Annotated in this window: 14 protein-coding genes; 5 read left to right on the forward strand and 9 right to left on the reverse strand. The window is 74.8% G+C overall.

Features of this window, described 5'->3' with window-relative positions:
* Positions 1–37: 37 nt before the first annotated feature.
* The 3 genes from ABZ135_RS06580 to ABZ135_RS06590 are packed head-to-tail and all read right to left on the reverse strand — an operon-like array spanning position 38 to position 2,816.
* The gene (locus tag ABZ135_RS06580; RefSeq protein ID WP_356692455.1) at positions 38–442 is read right to left on the reverse strand and encodes a hypothetical protein; all 405 of its coding nucleotides are present in this window, start codon (positions 440–442) and stop codon (positions 38–40) included.
* Positions 439–1,179 carry a 2-phosphosulfolactate phosphatase gene (locus ABZ135_RS06585; protein WP_356692457.1) on the reverse strand — a complete coding sequence of 247 codons (741 nt, stop codon included), beginning with the start codon at positions 1,177–1,179 and terminating at the stop codon, positions 439–441. Before ABZ135_RS06585 ends, ABZ135_RS06580 begins: the two co-directional genes overlap by 4 nt.
* Positions 1,179–2,816: an ABC-F family ATP-binding cassette domain-containing protein gene (locus ABZ135_RS06590; RefSeq protein WP_356692459.1), complete on the reverse strand. Its 1,638-nt coding sequence runs from the start codon at positions 2,814–2,816 to the stop codon at positions 1,179–1,181. Before ABZ135_RS06590 ends, ABZ135_RS06585 begins: the two co-directional genes overlap by 1 nt.
* A 58-nt stretch (positions 2,817–2,874) precedes the next feature.
* Between ABZ135_RS06590 and ABZ135_RS06595 the strand changes: the two genes are divergently transcribed.
* Positions 2,875–3,846, forward strand: coding sequence for an FAD-dependent oxidoreductase (locus ABZ135_RS06595; RefSeq protein WP_356692461.1), 972 nt, complete (start codon positions 2,875–2,877; stop codon positions 3,844–3,846).
* A gap of 313 nt (positions 3,847–4,159) precedes the next feature.
* Here ABZ135_RS06595 and ABZ135_RS06600 read toward each other — a convergent pair whose 3' ends face one another.
* The 3 genes from ABZ135_RS06600 to ABZ135_RS06610 form a co-directional block, all read right to left on the reverse strand.
* Entirely contained in the window at positions 4,160–4,468 is a 309-nt protein-coding gene (locus ABZ135_RS06600) for a hypothetical protein (RefSeq protein WP_356692463.1), read from the reverse strand.
* Positions 4,469–4,585: 117 nt separating this feature from the next.
* The gene (locus tag ABZ135_RS06605) at positions 4,586–5,887 is read right to left on the reverse strand and encodes a M14 family metallocarboxypeptidase (protein WP_356692465.1); all 1,302 of its coding nucleotides are present in this window, start codon (positions 5,885–5,887) and stop codon (positions 4,586–4,588) included.
* Positions 5,884–7,959: a Xaa-Pro dipeptidyl-peptidase gene (locus ABZ135_RS06610; protein WP_356692467.1), complete on the reverse strand. Its 2,076-nt coding sequence runs from the start codon at positions 7,957–7,959 to the stop codon at positions 5,884–5,886. Before ABZ135_RS06610 ends, ABZ135_RS06605 begins: the two co-directional genes overlap by 4 nt.
* 200 nt (positions 7,960–8,159) lie before the next feature.
* On the opposite strand from ABZ135_RS06610, the gene ABZ135_RS06615 reads away from it, so the two are divergent.
* Entirely contained in the window at positions 8,160–9,728 is a 1,569-nt protein-coding gene (locus ABZ135_RS06615) for a M1 family metallopeptidase (RefSeq protein WP_356692469.1), read from the forward strand.
* A gap of 107 nt (positions 9,729–9,835) precedes the next feature.
* Here ABZ135_RS06615 and ABZ135_RS06620 read toward each other — a convergent pair whose 3' ends face one another.
* Positions 9,836–10,399, reverse strand: a complete 564-nt coding sequence (locus ABZ135_RS06620; RefSeq protein WP_356692470.1) for a GNAT family protein — start codon at positions 10,397–10,399, stop codon at positions 9,836–9,838.
* Positions 10,400–10,446: 47 nt separating this feature from the next.
* Here ABZ135_RS06620 and ABZ135_RS06625 point away from each other — a divergent pair, with 47 nt between their 5' ends.
* The 3 genes from ABZ135_RS06625 (at position 10,447) to ABZ135_RS06635 (ending at position 13,210) form a co-directional block, all read left to right on the forward strand.
* Entirely contained in the window at positions 10,447–11,076 is a 630-nt protein-coding gene (locus ABZ135_RS06625; protein ID WP_356692472.1) for a TetR/AcrR family transcriptional regulator, read from the forward strand.
* A gap of 10 nt (positions 11,077–11,086) precedes the next feature.
* Positions 11,087–11,773, forward strand: coding sequence for a hypothetical protein (locus ABZ135_RS06630; RefSeq protein WP_356692474.1), 687 nt, complete (start codon positions 11,087–11,089; stop codon positions 11,771–11,773).
* A 66-nt stretch (positions 11,774–11,839) separates the two neighbouring features.
* A complete protein-coding gene (locus tag ABZ135_RS06635) occupies positions 11,840–13,210 on the forward strand; it encodes a GH1 family beta-glucosidase (protein ID WP_356692476.1) in 1,371 nt (456 codons plus the stop codon).
* On the opposite strand, the gene ABZ135_RS06640 is transcribed toward ABZ135_RS06635, so the two are convergent.
* Both ABZ135_RS06640 and ABZ135_RS06645 read right to left on the reverse strand, forming a co-directional pair.
* A complete protein-coding gene (locus ABZ135_RS06640) occupies positions 13,179–14,141 on the reverse strand; it encodes an oxygenase MpaB family protein (RefSeq protein ID WP_356692478.1) in 963 nt (320 codons plus the stop codon). The two genes, ABZ135_RS06635 and ABZ135_RS06640, sit on opposite strands and share 32 nt — an antisense overlap.
* A 127-nt stretch (positions 14,142–14,268) precedes the next feature.
* The gene (locus ABZ135_RS06645) at positions 14,269–14,757 is read right to left on the reverse strand and encodes a hypothetical protein (RefSeq protein ID WP_356692480.1); all 489 of its coding nucleotides are present in this window, start codon (positions 14,755–14,757) and stop codon (positions 14,269–14,271) included.
* Positions 14,758–14,794: the final 37 nt, after the last annotated feature.

Consider the following 14,794-nt stretch of genomic DNA (forward strand, 5'->3'; position numbering starts at 1 on the left):
GGGGGCCCGGGGCGGCGGGGCCCGGCCGCCGTCACCGTTACGGCACGAACCGCAGTGCCCAGTCCGCCCGGTTCGCCACCACCAGGTCGTCGTCCTCCGTCAGGGGGCGGAGCAGGCGCTGGGCGGTCTTCGGGTCGGCCTGGACGAGGTCGACGATCTCGGTGGCGAGGCCGTCCTGGTCGTCGCCGAGGTCGACGGCGGAGGCCCGGACGAGGACCGGGAGCCGCTCGGTGCCGCCGAGGGCGGCGATGACGCCGCCGAGGAGCTCGCGGGCGTAGGCGTTGCGGTCGGCGACCGCCCGGTCGAGTTCGGCCTCCAGGCGCACCAGCGCGCCCTGGTCTCCGGACGCGGCGATCTCGTCGGCGAGGTCGATCGTCTCGTCGACGTCGGCGTCGAGGTCGTCCAGCATCTCGATGAGCCGGGTCACGCGGTCGTCGGTCATGGTGCCTCCTGGAATGCGCCGTCCACGAGGACGGGTACCGCGGTCGACGCGTCGATCTCGGCGGCCACCTCCACGTCCTGCGGATAGCCGTACTCGTACAGTTCACGGCCCGAGTCGCAGCCGTGCAAGGCGGCGACCGGGTCCTCGGTGGCCTCCCACAGCGTGGCCGCCGCGGTCGCCTCGGGGGTGAAGGGGTGCGGGGCGAGGCCCCGCAGCGCGGCCAGCACCGCTCCGGCCCCGAGCAGGTCCTCCAGGGCGGGGCGCAGGGAGCCGTCGGGCCACCGTTCACCGGCGGCGACGACGGCGAGGGGCCGCTCGGCGGTGCCGTATCCGCGCTCGGCGAGCCGGCGGGCGACGGCGGTGGGGTTGCGCAGGGAGGCGGCGACGACGGTCGCCTGTCCGGACGCGGCCTCCACGGCGATGGTGGAGCCGTTCGGGGAGGGCAGCACGAGGCGGTCGGGCCAGGGCGCGGGCGCGGCCCGCAGCGCGGCCGGGGAGAGCGACCACGGGTGCGCCGCGGTGGCCTCGCTCCGGCCCACGGCGAGGACGGCGTCCTTCCGCTCGGCGTACGCGAGGGCGCTCGCGTCCCGCCAGCGGTACGGGTACACCGCGGTGCCGCCCTCGACGGCGACGCCGACGGAGGTGGTGAAGGACAGGACGTCGACGACGACCACGCAGCCGCCCGCGGGGGCGAGGTGCCGCGCCTCGACGGGGCCCCAGCCGAAGGAGACGGTCATCAGAGCTCGGTCACCTTGCCGTCGGCGACCTCGACGCGCCGGGTGGTGCGGACCGCGTCGAGCATGCGGCGGTCGTGGGTGACGAGCAGGAGGGTGCCGTCGTACGAGTCGAGGGCGGCCTCCAACTGTTCGATGGCCGGCAGGTCGAGGTGGTTGGTCGGCTCGTCGAGGACGAGCAGGTTCACTCCGCGGCCCTGGAGGAGGGCGAGCGCGGCGCGGGTCCGTTCGCCCGGCGAGAGGGTGGTGGCGGGGCGAAGGACGTGGTCGGCCTTGAGGCCGAACTTGGCGAGCAGGGTGCGGACCTCGGCCGGCTCGGTCTCGGGGACGGCGGCGCAGAACGCGTCGAGGAGGGTCTCCGTACCGTGGAAGAGCCTGCGGGCCTGGTCGACCTCGCCGACGACGACGCCGGGGCCGAGGGCCGCGTCGCCCGCGTCCAGCGGGAGCCGGCCGAGGAGCGCGGCGAGCAGGGTGGACTTGCCGGCGCCGTTGGCGCCGGTGATGGCGACCCGGTCGGCCCAGTCGATCTGGAGGGTGACGGGTCCGAAGGCGAAGTCGCCGCGGCGGACCTCGGCCTCGCGCAGGGTGGCCACGACCGCGCCGGAGCGGGGCGCGGCGGCGATCTCCATGCGCAGCTCCCACTCCTTGCGGGGCTCGTCGACGACGTCGAGGCGTTCGATCATGCGCTGGGTCTGCCGGGCCTTGGCGGCCTGCTTCTCGCTGGCCTCGCCGCGCAGCTTGCGGCCGATCTTGTCGTTGTCGGTGGCCTTGCGGCGGGCGTTGCGGACGCCCTTGTCCATCCAGTTGCGCTGCATGAGGGCGCGCGATTCGAGGGACGCCTTCTTGTCTGCGTACTCCTCGAACTCCTCGCGGGCGTGCCGCCGGGCGGTGTCCCGCTCCTCCAGATACGCCTCGTAGCCGCCGCCGTAGAGGGTGATCTGCTGCTGGGCGAGGTCGAGTTCGAGGACCTTGGTGACGGTGCGGGTGAGGAACTCGCGGTCGTGGCTGATGACGACGGTGCCGGCGCGCAGGCCCTGGACGAAGGTCTCGAGCCGTTCCAGGCCGTCGAGGTCGAGGTCGTTGGTGGGCTCGTCGAGGAGGAAGACGTCGTAGCGGGAGAGGAGGAGGGAGGCGAGTCCGGCGCGGGCGGCCTGGCCGCCGGAGAGGGAGGTCATCGGCTGGTCGAGGCCGACAGTGAGGCCGAGGGAGGCGGCGACCTCATCGGCGCGCTCGTCGAGGTCGGCGCCGCCGAGGTCGAGCCAGCGCTCCAGGCTGACGGCGTACGCGTCGTCGGCGCCGGGCGTGCCGTCGACGAGGCCCTGGGTGGCCTCGTCCATGGCCGCCTGGGCGGCGGCGACGCCGGTGCGCCGGGCCAGGAAGTCCCGGACGGTCTCTCCCTCGCGCCGCTCGGGCTCCTGCGGGAGGTGCCCGACGGTGGCGGTGGGCGGGGAGAGCCGCAGCTCTCCGTCCTCGGGGGTGTCGAGGCCGGCGAGCAGCCGGAGGAGGGTCGACTTGCCGGCGCCGTTGACACCGACGAGGCCGATGACGTCCCCGGGGGCGACGACGAGGTCGAGCCCGGAGAAGAGGGAACGGTCGCCGTGGCCGGCGGCGAGGTTCTTGGCGACGAGAGTGGCAGTCATCAGGGGATGAATCCTAGGTCAGGGCCCGCGGGAGGTGGGCAGCCGGTACGGTCCCGGCATGGACAGCGATGGGGTCGTCGACGGGGTCGTGGTGGGGGGCGGGGTCGTCGGTCTGACGGCCGCGATCCGGCTGGCGGAGCGGGGCCTGCGGGTCCGGGTGTGGTCGCGGGACGCGGTGACGGGGACGACGTCGGCGGTGGCGGGGGCGCTGTGGTGGCCGTACCGGATCGAGCCGGCGGCCGAGGTCGGGGCCTGGTCGCTGGCGTCGCTGCGGGTGTACGAGGGGCTGGCCGCCGATCCGGCCGCGACGGGGGTGCGTCTGGTGGCGGGCGTGCACGCGGACACGCTGCTGTCGGGTCTCGGCGCCTGGGCCGGGGAGGTCGCGGGGCTGCGCCCGCTGGCGGCGGAGGAGGTGCCGGGGCCGTACGAGGTGGGTCTCGCGGCCCGGCTCCCGCTCATCGACATGCCGGTGCACCTGGCGTGGCTGCGCGCCCGGTTCGAGGCGGCGGGCGGAGTCGTCGAGCACCGGGCGGTGACGGACCTGCGGGAGGCGGCGGCCGTGGCGCCGGTGGTGGTGAACTGCACGGGGCTCGCCGCGCGCGACCTGGTGCCGGACCCGGGGGTGCGGGCGGTGCGGGGGCAACTGGTGCTGGTGGAGAACCCGGGGGTGGACACCTGGTTCACGGCGGCCGACGGGGCGTCGAGCGAGACCACGTACTTCTTTCCGCAGCCGGGACGCCTGATTCTGGGCGGTACGGCCCAGGAGGACGACGAGCGGTCCGCGCCGGACCCGTCGACGGCGGCGGCGATCGTGGCGCGCTGCGCCCGCATCCGCCCCGAGATCGCGCGCGCCCGCGTCCTGGGCCACCGTGTGGGCCTGCGCCCGACCCGCGCGGGCGGCGTCCGCATCGAGTCGGAGCCCCTGCCGGGCGGCGGGCTGCTGGTCCACGACTACGGCCACGGCGGTGCGGGCGTGACGGTGGCGTGGGGCTGCGCGGACCGGGTGGCCGAGCTGGTGTGCGGGAGCTGACGGGAGGGGGCGGGGGCACCGGCGGGGGCGGAGCACTGGCCCGCGGGTGACCGGGGCGACGCGTGGGCCGTACGGCCTCGGGGGCGGGCGGGCGATCCGTACCGCCGGAGCCTGGTGGGGCCGGGGCGACCTCGGGGGCGGGCGGGAGATCCGTAGCACGTCGCCCTGCCAGGGGCCGGCGGGGCGGACAGTGCGGGGGGCGGCCGGATCCGGCGGAGGGGTGTTCGAGCGGCCCGCCGGACGGGAAACGCCCGCCCGGCGGGCCGAGGGGCCTGCCGGGCGGGCGGGGCCGGGCGCGGGGCCCGGGAGGGTTCTAGCGCGGGAAGGGCTTCGCCGCGTCGTTGTCCGCGTCGATGCAGTTCTGGATCCTGCGGTCCAGGGCGTCGGCCTGGGCCAGGACGCGGCGGGCCTCGGTCGTGGCGCCGAGGCGCTTGAGCTTGGCGGCCTTGGCGCGCAGGTCGCGGGACTGCTTGCGCATGTCCTCCACGTGGCAGGTCGTGGTCTTGCCGGCGGCCTCGGCCGACGGGGCGGCCGCGGTCTGCCCGAGCAGCAGGCCCCCGGCCAGCAGCGTCGTGGCGGCGAGAGCCGTCAGGGTGCGGCGCAGCGGCGTCGCGTTCGTCATGGTGTCACTCCAAGTTCCGGGCCGGGACGGCCCGTTCAGGTATGGTCAATACCGGTGAGTAACCATAACCTGGAATGATCTTGAACTCGCACCGCGCCGGCACCGGTCACCAGGCCCTCAACACCTCTCCACAGGCTCTCCGCGAGTGATCGCGTACTCCGCCCGGGGATCGAGCAGCAGGGCCACCAGCGCCCGCTGCGACTGCCGCAGCGGCACCAGGACCTCGTCACTTCCCTCACGCACCACGACGCCGTGCAGGTCGAGCTCGTCGCCGACCTCCGCGTACTGAGCGTCCGTCAGGCGGTAGGCGCACGGCGGGTCCTGGAGGATCTCGGCGGGCTCGGCCGGGTCGTTGTCGGCGCCGCCGAGCAGGACGGGCCCGCGGTCGGCGAAGCCGGTGTGCCGGGCCCGGGCGGTGGCGGCCGTGAGCTGCCCGAGGCGCTCGTCGAGGTAGGCGAACGCGCCCTCAAGGGCGACCCGTTGGGTGGCGACACGGCGCCGGTGGGCCAGCGCCGGGTCGTTCTGCTCGGCCGGGTCGAGGGCGTCCTCGCGGGTCTCGACCAGCAGTCCGACGGCGTGCTTGACGCCCGCGGTGTTGCGCAGGATGCGTTCCTGGCCGTCGCCCGCGACCTGCTTGAGCGGTTTGCCGGTGAGGGGGTCGGTCCAGATGCCGTAGATGCCGCTGTCGTGGCCGGCCCGTTCGGCGGCGGGCCGCACGTATGTCTCGGACAGGGTGCGGGACTCGTCGTGGACGCGGGGGTCGGTGTTGAGGTTGCGCGGCCAGAGGGCGAGCAGGTCCTTGTCGTAGAAGTGCGGGGTGGCGCCGTACTCGTGGAGGTCGTAGATCAGTTCGGGGCGCCGGTCCCGGATGATCGCGGCGAGCGCCCGGCCCTCGGCGGTGCGCAGCGCGAGGTGGTCGCGGTTGATGTCGATGCCGTCGCTGTTGCCCCGGGTGTTCGCCTCCCGGCCGTCGGGGTTGGCGGTGGGGACGACGAGGACGGTGGTGCGGGCGAGGAGGCGCCGGGTGGCGTGGTCCCGGCCGTGGGCGAGGTCGCGCAGGGTGGTCAGGCAGGCTTCCCGGCCCGAGGGTTCGTCACCGTGCTGGGTGCAGATCAGCAGCACGGTGGCGGGGCCCGTGCCGACGGTGGCGAGGCGCAGCGGGCGGCCCTGCGCGGTGGTGGTGACCGTGCGGACCGAGAGGCGCGCGCTGCCCCGGTCCAGGGCGGCGAGGAAGGCGGTCTCCTCGGCCTCGGTCGTCCAGCGTGCGCCGTCGCTGGTCTCGAACCCGGTGCGGGGTACGGGCGGTGGGGGCGCGCTGCCCACGGCCTCGGTCGGGGCGGCGAGCAGCGGCAGGCCGAGGGCGACGGCGCCCGCCACGGCCAGGAGGGCGCGCCGGGGGCTGCGGTGGGTGCGGGTCATCGGGCCTCACCGGGGATCGGGGCGCCGTCGCGCGGAGGCGTGGCGGCGCCGGTCGGGACGACACGCTGCTGAACGTCCGGGCCGGCCGGAAGGTCACCTGTCGCGCCGCGGCCGGTGGTGGCGCGGTCGAAGGCCCGGGGCCCGCCAAGCAGGGGCACGACCGCCCGGGTGCGGGCCAGGTCGAGCGTGAGCGTCGGCCGGGTCGACGGAGGGTCGAGCAGGCCGTTGTCGGTGCCGGCGACGATGAGGGCGAGGCGGTGGCCGGCGGGGACGACATGGTCGGTGGCGGCGAGGTTCAGGGTGAGCGTGTACGCCCGTCCGGGGGTGAGCGGCCGGCCCCGGTGGGGGTCCGCCCAGGTGCCGAGGTCGGCCCAGCCGCGGCTGACGACGGTGTGGGCGACATCGGCGGTGCGCGCCGTCGTCTCCTTGTAGCAGGCGCTGTCGCCGGCGGTGCTCGCGCCCCAACAGGTGCGCGTGGCGAGGGTGGTGATGCCTTCGCCCGGCGCGCTGTAGGCGCGGATGGTGTCGGGGCCGAGGTCGACGAGGACGGCGGTCAGGTGGGCGGTCGGGGTGCTCGGGGTGGCGGTGACGGTCACCGTGGAGGCGCCGGAGATCCGCAGGTCGCGGGTGAGGGGCCGGGTGGTGAAGGAGACCTTGGCGGGGGTGGGGCGGTCGGCGTCGGCGGCCCAGTCGAGCTCGTCGAGGGCCGGGTCGTCGGTGAAGGTCTCGGTACCGCCGGGCGCGGCGGGGCCACGGCCGAGGGTGCCGACTCCGGGGGCGGCGCCGGGCGCGGGGCGGAGCACGGTGGGCACCGTGCCGCGCGGCGGCCAACTCCGGTCGGTGGTCCAGCGGTCGGGGGCGCGCTCGATGTCGGCCATCGGTTCGCGGTCGATGCCGTTGTCGTGGCCGAGCAGGTAGTGGTCGAACCAGCGGTGCAGGGTGCGCACCCACTCGGCGCGGCGGAAGTCGAAGGGGTCGACGTGCCCGGTCTGCGAGAGCCAGATCTTGCGCTCGACGCCGTGGGCGGCGAGGGCGTCCCACCACCGGCCGAAGTGCGAGGCGCGGACGTTGAGGTCCTGCTGTCCGTGGACGACGAAGACGCTGGCCTTCACCTCGCCGGCGTCGGGGACGTAGTCCCGCTCGGTCCAGGCCGGGGTCCAGTCGCCGCTGTACGGGGTGGCGGCGGCGATACGTTCCTGCACGGCTCCGCAGCGCGCCCGGGCCTCGGGGCTGTGGACGTAGTCGGAGAGCCAGGTCGGGTTGGCGTCGTAGAGCGGGGCGCCCTGGGAGTGGAAGTAGTCGTACCAGGAGGAGATCGCGCCGATCGGGACGATGGTGCGCAGCCCCTCGACGCCGGTGGCGGCGACGCCGTTGGCGACGGTGCCGTCCCAGCTCTTGCCGATCATGCCGACGGCGCCGGTGGACCAGGCGGTGGCGCGGGCGGGCCGGTCGCCGGTGCGGGTGGTGTAGCCGGGGACGCGGCCGTTCAGCCAGTCGACGACGGCCTTGGCGGACTGGACGTCGGAGCGTCCGCCGACGTCGTCGCAGCCGTCGGAGCGGCCGGTGCCGGTGAGGTCGACGGCGGCGAAGGCGTAGCCGCGGGGGACGAAGTGATTGTCGTAGAAGAGCGGGAAGCCGACCGGGTCGCCGTCGGCGTCGTAGGTCTTCTTCTGTCCCTCGTTGCCGCGTCCGCAACAGGCGTAGTAGGGGCTGGCGTCCATGATGACGGGGACCTTCCGGCCCGCCGCGGCGGGTTCCCGGGGCCGGACGATGTCGACGGCGACCCGGTCGGTGCGGCCGTCGGCGTCGGCGTCGAGGCCGGTGTCGACCCAGACGGACTCGCGGACGGCGTCGGCGTAGGAGTACACCGGCCGCGACTCGGGGACGGGCGCCCGGACGGCCGGCGAGACGGACGAGGAGTCGGGCGACGGGACGGGCGGTGGGGCGGCCTGGGCCCCGCCCGGGGCGATCAGGACCGCGGTGAGGGCGGTGGTGACGGCGGCCGCGGCGAAGGCGGCCAGGGGTGTGCGCGACGAACGGGCTCCGCGGGGTCTCCGCACGCGTATCGGCATGGGCGGAAGGTACTCCGGTCGACTCCGGCGCAAAAGAGTGCCGCCTCGGACAGGCGATACGTGTGATTCATGTCGGCCGAATGGCGATCATGTGACGGGCGGTGCTCTGGACGTGACGGACCGTCCGAGGGCTGAATAGTCTCGCTGAGGACCGACGACCACCCGTGCGTCTTGTGATTCTTACGACTTGGGGAGCACCTGTGCACCGCAGACTCATCGTTCCGAGCGCCCTCGCGGCCTCGCTGCTGCTGGCGATCCCGGCATCGGCGGCCGACTACGTCCCGGGCGCGCCGGGCATCGGCGACTCCTACTACCCGGCGAGCGGCAACGGCGGCTACGACGTCTCGCACTACGACCTGCGGCTGAAGTACCAGCCGGTGACCGACCTGTTGGAGGGGACCGCGACGATCCTCGCCACCACCACGCAGAACCTGTCGCGCTTCAACCTGGACCTGGGCCTCAAGGTCAGCGAGGTGCGGGTGAACGGCCGGGTCGCGAAGTTCACCGCCTCCGGTGACCACGAGCTGGAGGTCACCCCGGCCGTCCGGCTGGAGAAGAACAAGTCGATCTCGGTCGTGGTCCGTTACGCGGGCAAGCCGTCCGAGCTCAAGATAGGCGGCTGGACGGCCTGGCACCGCACCCCGGACGGCGGTGTCGCGGCCCAGCAGCCGGACTCGGCCGTCTGGTGGTTCCCGTCGAACGACCACCCTCTGGACAAGGCCACCTTCGACGTCTCGGTCCTGGTGCCGGACGGCACCCAGGCGATCAGCAACGGCGTGCTCCAGTCGCAGTCCTCGCGGCTCGGCTGGACCCGCTACAACTGGCGCTCCAACAAGCCGCAGGCGACGTATCTGGCCACACTGGCCGTCGGCAAGTTCGACATCACCACGGACAAGACGGCGGCCGGCCTGCCGGTCCTCAACGCGTACAGCAAGGACCTCGGCGACAACGCGGGCGCGGCGCGCGCGTCGATCGAGCGGACCGTCGAGGTCGCCGAGTGGCTGGAGTCGGTCTTCGGGCCGTACCCCTTCAACTCCCTCGGCGGCTACGTGCCCAATGTGACCAGCGGTTACGCCCTGGAGACGCAGACCCGGCCGTTCTACAGCCCGCGGCAGTTCGCCAACGGGGCGAACGTCTCGGTGGTCGTGCACGAGCTGGCCCACCAGTGGTACGGCGACAGCGTGTCGGTCGCCGACTGGAAGGACATCTGGGTCAACGAGGGCTTCGCCCGCTACAGCCAGTGGCTGTGGTCGGAGAAGGAGGGCGAGGGCACGGCCCAGGAGCTCGCCGACTACGTGTACCAGACGCGTGCGGCCGACGACCCGTTCTGGACCGTGAAGCCGGGCGACCCGGGCGCCGACGCCCAGTTCCACATCGCCGTGTACGACCGGGGCGCGCTGGCGCTCCAGGCGCTGCGCAACGAGATCGGCGACGAGGACTTCTTCGCGATCCTCAAGGGCTGGCCGCAGGAGCACGCGTACGGCAACGCCTCGGTGGCCGACTTCGTGGGGTACGCGGAGCGGGTGTCGGGCAAGCCGCTCGCGGCGCTGTTCGACACCTGGCTCTACCAGCCGGTGAAGCCGTCCGCCCCGTCGGCGGCGGAGGCGGGCGTCGCGGCGGCCCCGGCGGCCCGGACGGCGGGCTCGACGGCGGGCGTGCGGCCGGCGAAGCCGGTGCAGCCGAAGTCGTGGAAGAAGATCGCGGAGACGAACACGATCCACGACCACGACGGTGATCACGCGGCCGGGCGCGAGCACGGCGGGCACTGACGTACGACTCCGCGCCTCGGCGCACCGGCGGCGCCCTCGTCCCTCCCCGCGCTCGGGGCGGGACGGGGGCGCCGCTCCGTCGGCACCGTTCCGTCGGCACCGCTCCGTCAGCGGCGGGCGTCCGCGCGGCGGCCCCGCCATTCGGAGGCGAGGACGCCCCAGATCTGCTGGTCGTAACGGACGCCGTCGTAGGGCCACGCCTCGCGCCGTACCCCTTCGAGGGTCATGCCGAGCCGCTCGGCGACCGCGGCGCTGCGGTCGTTGTCGGCGCGGCAGTGCCATTCGGCGCGGTGCAGTCCGCGCTCGACGAGGGCCCAGTCGAGGAGGACCGCGCAGGCGTCGGTGACCAGCCCGTGTCCCTCGCCCGCGGGTTCGGTCCAGCAGCCCAGCTCGCAGCCGCCCGAGGCGGTGTCGAAGCCGGTGAACATCACGCCGCCGACCAGGGTTCCGCGCCGCCAGATGCCGTAGAGGCCGCCGCCGTCGGCGGCCCGGCGCTCGCCGTACCGGGCGAGGGTGCCCCGGGCGCCGTCGAGGTCCGTGGTGACGAACGCCTGCCCCACCCACGGCCTGATGTGCTCGCGGGCCCGGTCCAGGTGGGTGGCGAACTCCTCGGCGTGCCAGGTCTCGAGCGGCCGGAGCTCTGCGTCGTCCCGCAGCGGGAGGGAGAACATGGACACCCCATTCACACAACAACTGTTATGAGTATTACCGTAGCAGCATGCCACGTACCAAGGGCGACCACGAGGCCCGGCGCCGCGAGGTGTCCGAGGCGGTCTGGCGCGTGCTGGCCGCGCACGGCTTCGGCGGCCTGACCCTGCGCGCCGTCGCGACCGAACTCGGCGCGACCACAGGTTTGTTGACCCACTACTTTCCGGCCAAACGCGACCTGGTCGCCCACGCCCTCGATCTGCTTGACGAGCGCACCGCCGCCCGCCCGCGCCGCGCCGCCGGCCAGGGCCTCGCCGCCGTGCGGGCCGCCCTGCTCGACATCCTGCCGCTCACCGCCGAGGCCACGGCGAGCAACCGCATCTGGGTCTCCTCCTGGGACACGGCCCTGGCCGACCCCGCCCTGAGCGAGGGCCACGCCGAGAAGTACGCGCGGAGCCGGGCCCGGCTCGCCGAACTCGTCGCGAGCGCGCAGGAGCTGGGCGAACTGCCCCCCGGCGACCCGGCCCGCCTCGCGGCCGGCGCCCAGTCCTTCGCCCTCGGCCTGGTGGTCCAGGCCCTCCTCGCCCCCGCCGCCTTCCCGCCCGCCCACCAGGTCGCGCTGCTCGACGACTACCTGACCTCCCTCGCCGGCGGCTCGACCCCGCCCCCACCCCCGCCGTCGGCCCGGGAGGCTCCGTGATGATGGAGCCATGACACCGATCACCGCCATCGACCTCACCGGATTCACCGAGCGGGAGCCGGGGGTGTGGACCGACGCCCACGGTCTCCTGCTCTCGCTCCACTTCTTCGGCCTGGTGCCGGACCTGCCGGCATCCCTCGACGCGCCGGACCTGCTCCGGCCCGGGCTCGCCCGGTCCGCCGCCCGGGCCGGCGGCGCGCTGATCGAGGCGGAGGTCGCGACGGTGGACACGCTTCCCGCCGTCCGTCAGCTCATCAAGGTGCCCCTGGGCGGGCGCCCCGGCCAGGCATTCCTGGCCTCCTGGACGATCCCGCGCGACCGGTGCAGCACGGTGGTGAAGGTGCAGGCGGCCGAGGGGGCGACGACCGGTCTGCGCGAGGCCCTCGTCGCCCACGAGGTCGGCCCCGACCGCTATTTCACCCCGCACCCGTATGGCGCGGACATCACGGGCGGCCTGCCGTCCCACGTCGCCGACCAGGAGCGGTGGGACGCGCGCTTCCCCGACCACCCGCTCACCCGCGTCCGCGAGGTCCTGCGGCGGATCACCCCCTCGCTCGCCCTGCACGAGGGCTTCAAGACCCTGCCCGCCTTCACCCCGCCGGGCACCGCCTTCGCCCCGGCCCCGGCCCCGGCACCAGGACCGGCGCCGGCGACCGAGGGCGCGCGCCGTGGCTGGTTCGGCCGCCGCCGGGGATAGCGGGCCGTCCGGCGGGGTCCGGCCCGGCCCCCGTGCCCTTCGTACGGCGGCGGGCGTTCCCCTCACATGAACGCTCTCTTCCCCGACGGCTTCCGCTGGGGCTCCGCCACCGCCGCGTACCAGATCGAGGGGGCCGCGGCCGAGGACGGCCGTACGCCCTCCATCTGGGACACCTTCAGCCGGACGCCGGGCCGGGTCCGCAACGGCGACACCGGTGACATCGCCACCGACCACTACCACCGCGTGCGCGAGGACATCGCGCTGATGAAGGAGCTCGGGCTCACCGACTACCGCTTCTCGCTCTCCTGGTCCCGCGTGCTGCCCGGCGGCCGTCGGCCCGCGTCGCAGAAGGGCCTCGACTTCTACCGGGGACTCGTCGACGAGCTGCTCGACGCGGGCATCCGGCCGGTCGCCACCCTCTACCACTGGGACCTGCCGCAGGAGTACGAGGAGGAGGGCGGGTGGCCGGAGCGGGCGACGGCCGAGCGCTTCGCCGAGTACGCGGCGGTCGCGGCCGGGGCGCTCGGCGACCGGGTCGCCACCTGGACCACGCTCAACGAACCCTGGTGCGCGGCCTTCCTCGGGTACGGCGCGGGGGTGCACGCCCCGGGGCGCACCGACGACCGGGCGGCGCTGCGGGCCGCGCACCACCTCAACCTGGCGCACGGTCTCGCCGTACAGGCCCTGCGGGCGGCCCTGCCCGCTCCCGCCGAGCTCTCGCTGACCCTCAATCTGCACGCGCTGCGGCCGTACGCGGACACACCGGAGGACCGGGACGCGGTGCGCAGGATCGACGCCGTCGGGAACCGGATCTTCCTGGACCCGGTGTTCCACGGGCGGCTGCCGGAGGACCTGGTGGCCGACACGGCCGGGATCACCGACTGGTCCTTCGTCCACGACGGCGACCTGGAGGCCGTCTCGACCCCGATCGACGTCCTGGGGGTGAACTACTACTGCCCCGCCGTGGTCGCCGCCGGCACCTCCGAGACGCCCTCGCCGTGGCCGGGCGCCGCCGGGCACGTCCGCTTCCCGTACGTGCCCGGCCCGCGCACCGCGATGGACTGGCCGGTGGACGCGGACGGACTGTACGAGCTGCTCGTACGGCTGCGGGACGAGCTGCCGCACGTACCGCTGCTGATCACGGAGAACGGCGCCGCCTACGACGACTACGCCGACCCGGAGGGCGGCGTCCACGACCCCGAGCGCATCGCGTACCTCCACGCGCACTTGGCGGCGGCGCACCGGGCGCTCGGCGCCGGGGTGGACCTGCGGGGCTACTTCCTCTGGTCGCTCCTGGACAACTTCGAGTGGGCGTACGGCTACGGCAAGCGCTTCGGGATCGTCCACGTGGACTTCCCCACCGGCCGCCGTACGCCGAAGGACAGCGCCCGCTGGTACGCGGACGTCATCGCCCGCGGCGGCCTGCCGCCCCGCTGAGCCGGGCCGCCCGGCGGGCCTGCCGGGCGAGCGGGAGGTAGCGCAACCGCTCGGGGAGTACGGGCCCCACGACCCGTACGACCCGGGCGAAGCGGCGCAGCCGCCGTTCCTGCTCCTCGGTCCACTCCAGGCCGATGGCGGCGCGGGCGTCCGGCGGCATGAACCCGACCGTGAGGAAGGCCCGGGCCCGCAGGAACGGGCCGCGGAGCACCGGCCACAGGGCCTTGAGGACGAGCCGTACGGGCAGCGGGCCCCGGTCGGGGGCCGGTACGGGAAGGTCGGTGGCGACCAGGTCGCGCACGACGGCGGTGGCCTCCAGCTCCTCGTCGAGGACACGGCGGTAGTACGGCCAGAACTCCTCGATCGTCTGCGGCATGTCGCGGTCGTGGATGCCGAGCACCCGGCCGACCTGGAGCCACTCGGCGTACAGCTTCCGCTCCTGGGCCTCGGTGAGGGGGCGGAAGAGGTAGCGCAGGCCGTGGTGGTAGACGGGGAAGCCGGTGGCGTGGACCCAGGCGTAGTGGGCGGGGGTGAGGGCGTGGTAGCGGCGGCCGCGCGTGTCGGTGCCCTGGATCTCCTTGTGGAGCGCGCGGAGCCTGCGGCCCTCCTCGGCGGCCGCCGCGCCGCCGTAGATCCAGAGCTGGAGCGAGCGCAGGGAGCGCTCGCCGCGGCCCCACGGGTCGGTGCGGAAGACGGAGTGGTCGTCGACGCCGGCGCCGACGGCGGGGTGGGCGACCTGGAGGGTGAGGGCGGCGGGCAGCATCAGCAGCGCCCGGACGTCTCCGGCGAGGGTCCACAGCACGCCTCCGACGGGCGGCGGCTCGGGTTCCGCCCGCCGCGCCCGGCGCCCGGCGGGGGCGGTCTCGGGCGTCGGGGGCTGAGGGCCGGGCGTCGGGGGCTGGGGGCGGGGCATCGGGGCGTTCTTCCTCACGCGGTCGTCTCTTCTCAGGCTGCCGGTGCCGTGCGCGACGGGCAAGGGGGACGCGGATACGACGCGGGGCCGCGGCCCGGGCGTGGTGGCCCGGGGCGCGGCCCCGTACGGGTGGGTGCGCGGTGCGTCAGGAGCGCTCGGCGCCGACCGGCTCGCCGACGATGCGGCCGGCCAGGGCGCGGGCCCAGGCGTCGACGTCACCGGCGAGCTCGCGCTCGGCGGCCTCGCGCTCGGCGGCGATCTGCGCGTGGCCGGAGGCGAGGATGGCCTCGCGCTCGCGCGCGCCCTCGGCGCGGGCGGCGGCGATGGCGGCGGAGCCCTCCTCGGTGGCCTGCGCGCGGATGCGGGCGGCGTCGTGGCGGGCCTCGGCGAGCTCGGCCTCGTACTGGGCGCGGATGGCGGCGGCCTCGGCGCGCAGGTCGTCGGCACGCTCGGTGCCGCCGTCGATGGCGTCCTCACGCTCGGCGAGCGTGCGGTTGATCTTCGGCAGGATCCCCTTGGCCAGGATCAGGAAGGTCAGGCCGAAGAGCACGGCACCCAGGACGAGCTCGGCCCAGACGGGGTTGAGCGGGCCCAGGTCCATGGGGAAGATCTGCGAGTTCTGCGCGAGGGTCATGGCCGCATCTTACCTGGTCGCAATCGTCGCAATTCCG

Source organism: Streptomyces sp. NPDC006339 (assembly GCF_040612775.1).
Classification (GTDB): Bacteria; Actinomycetota; Actinomycetes; order Streptomycetales; family Streptomycetaceae; genus Streptomyces.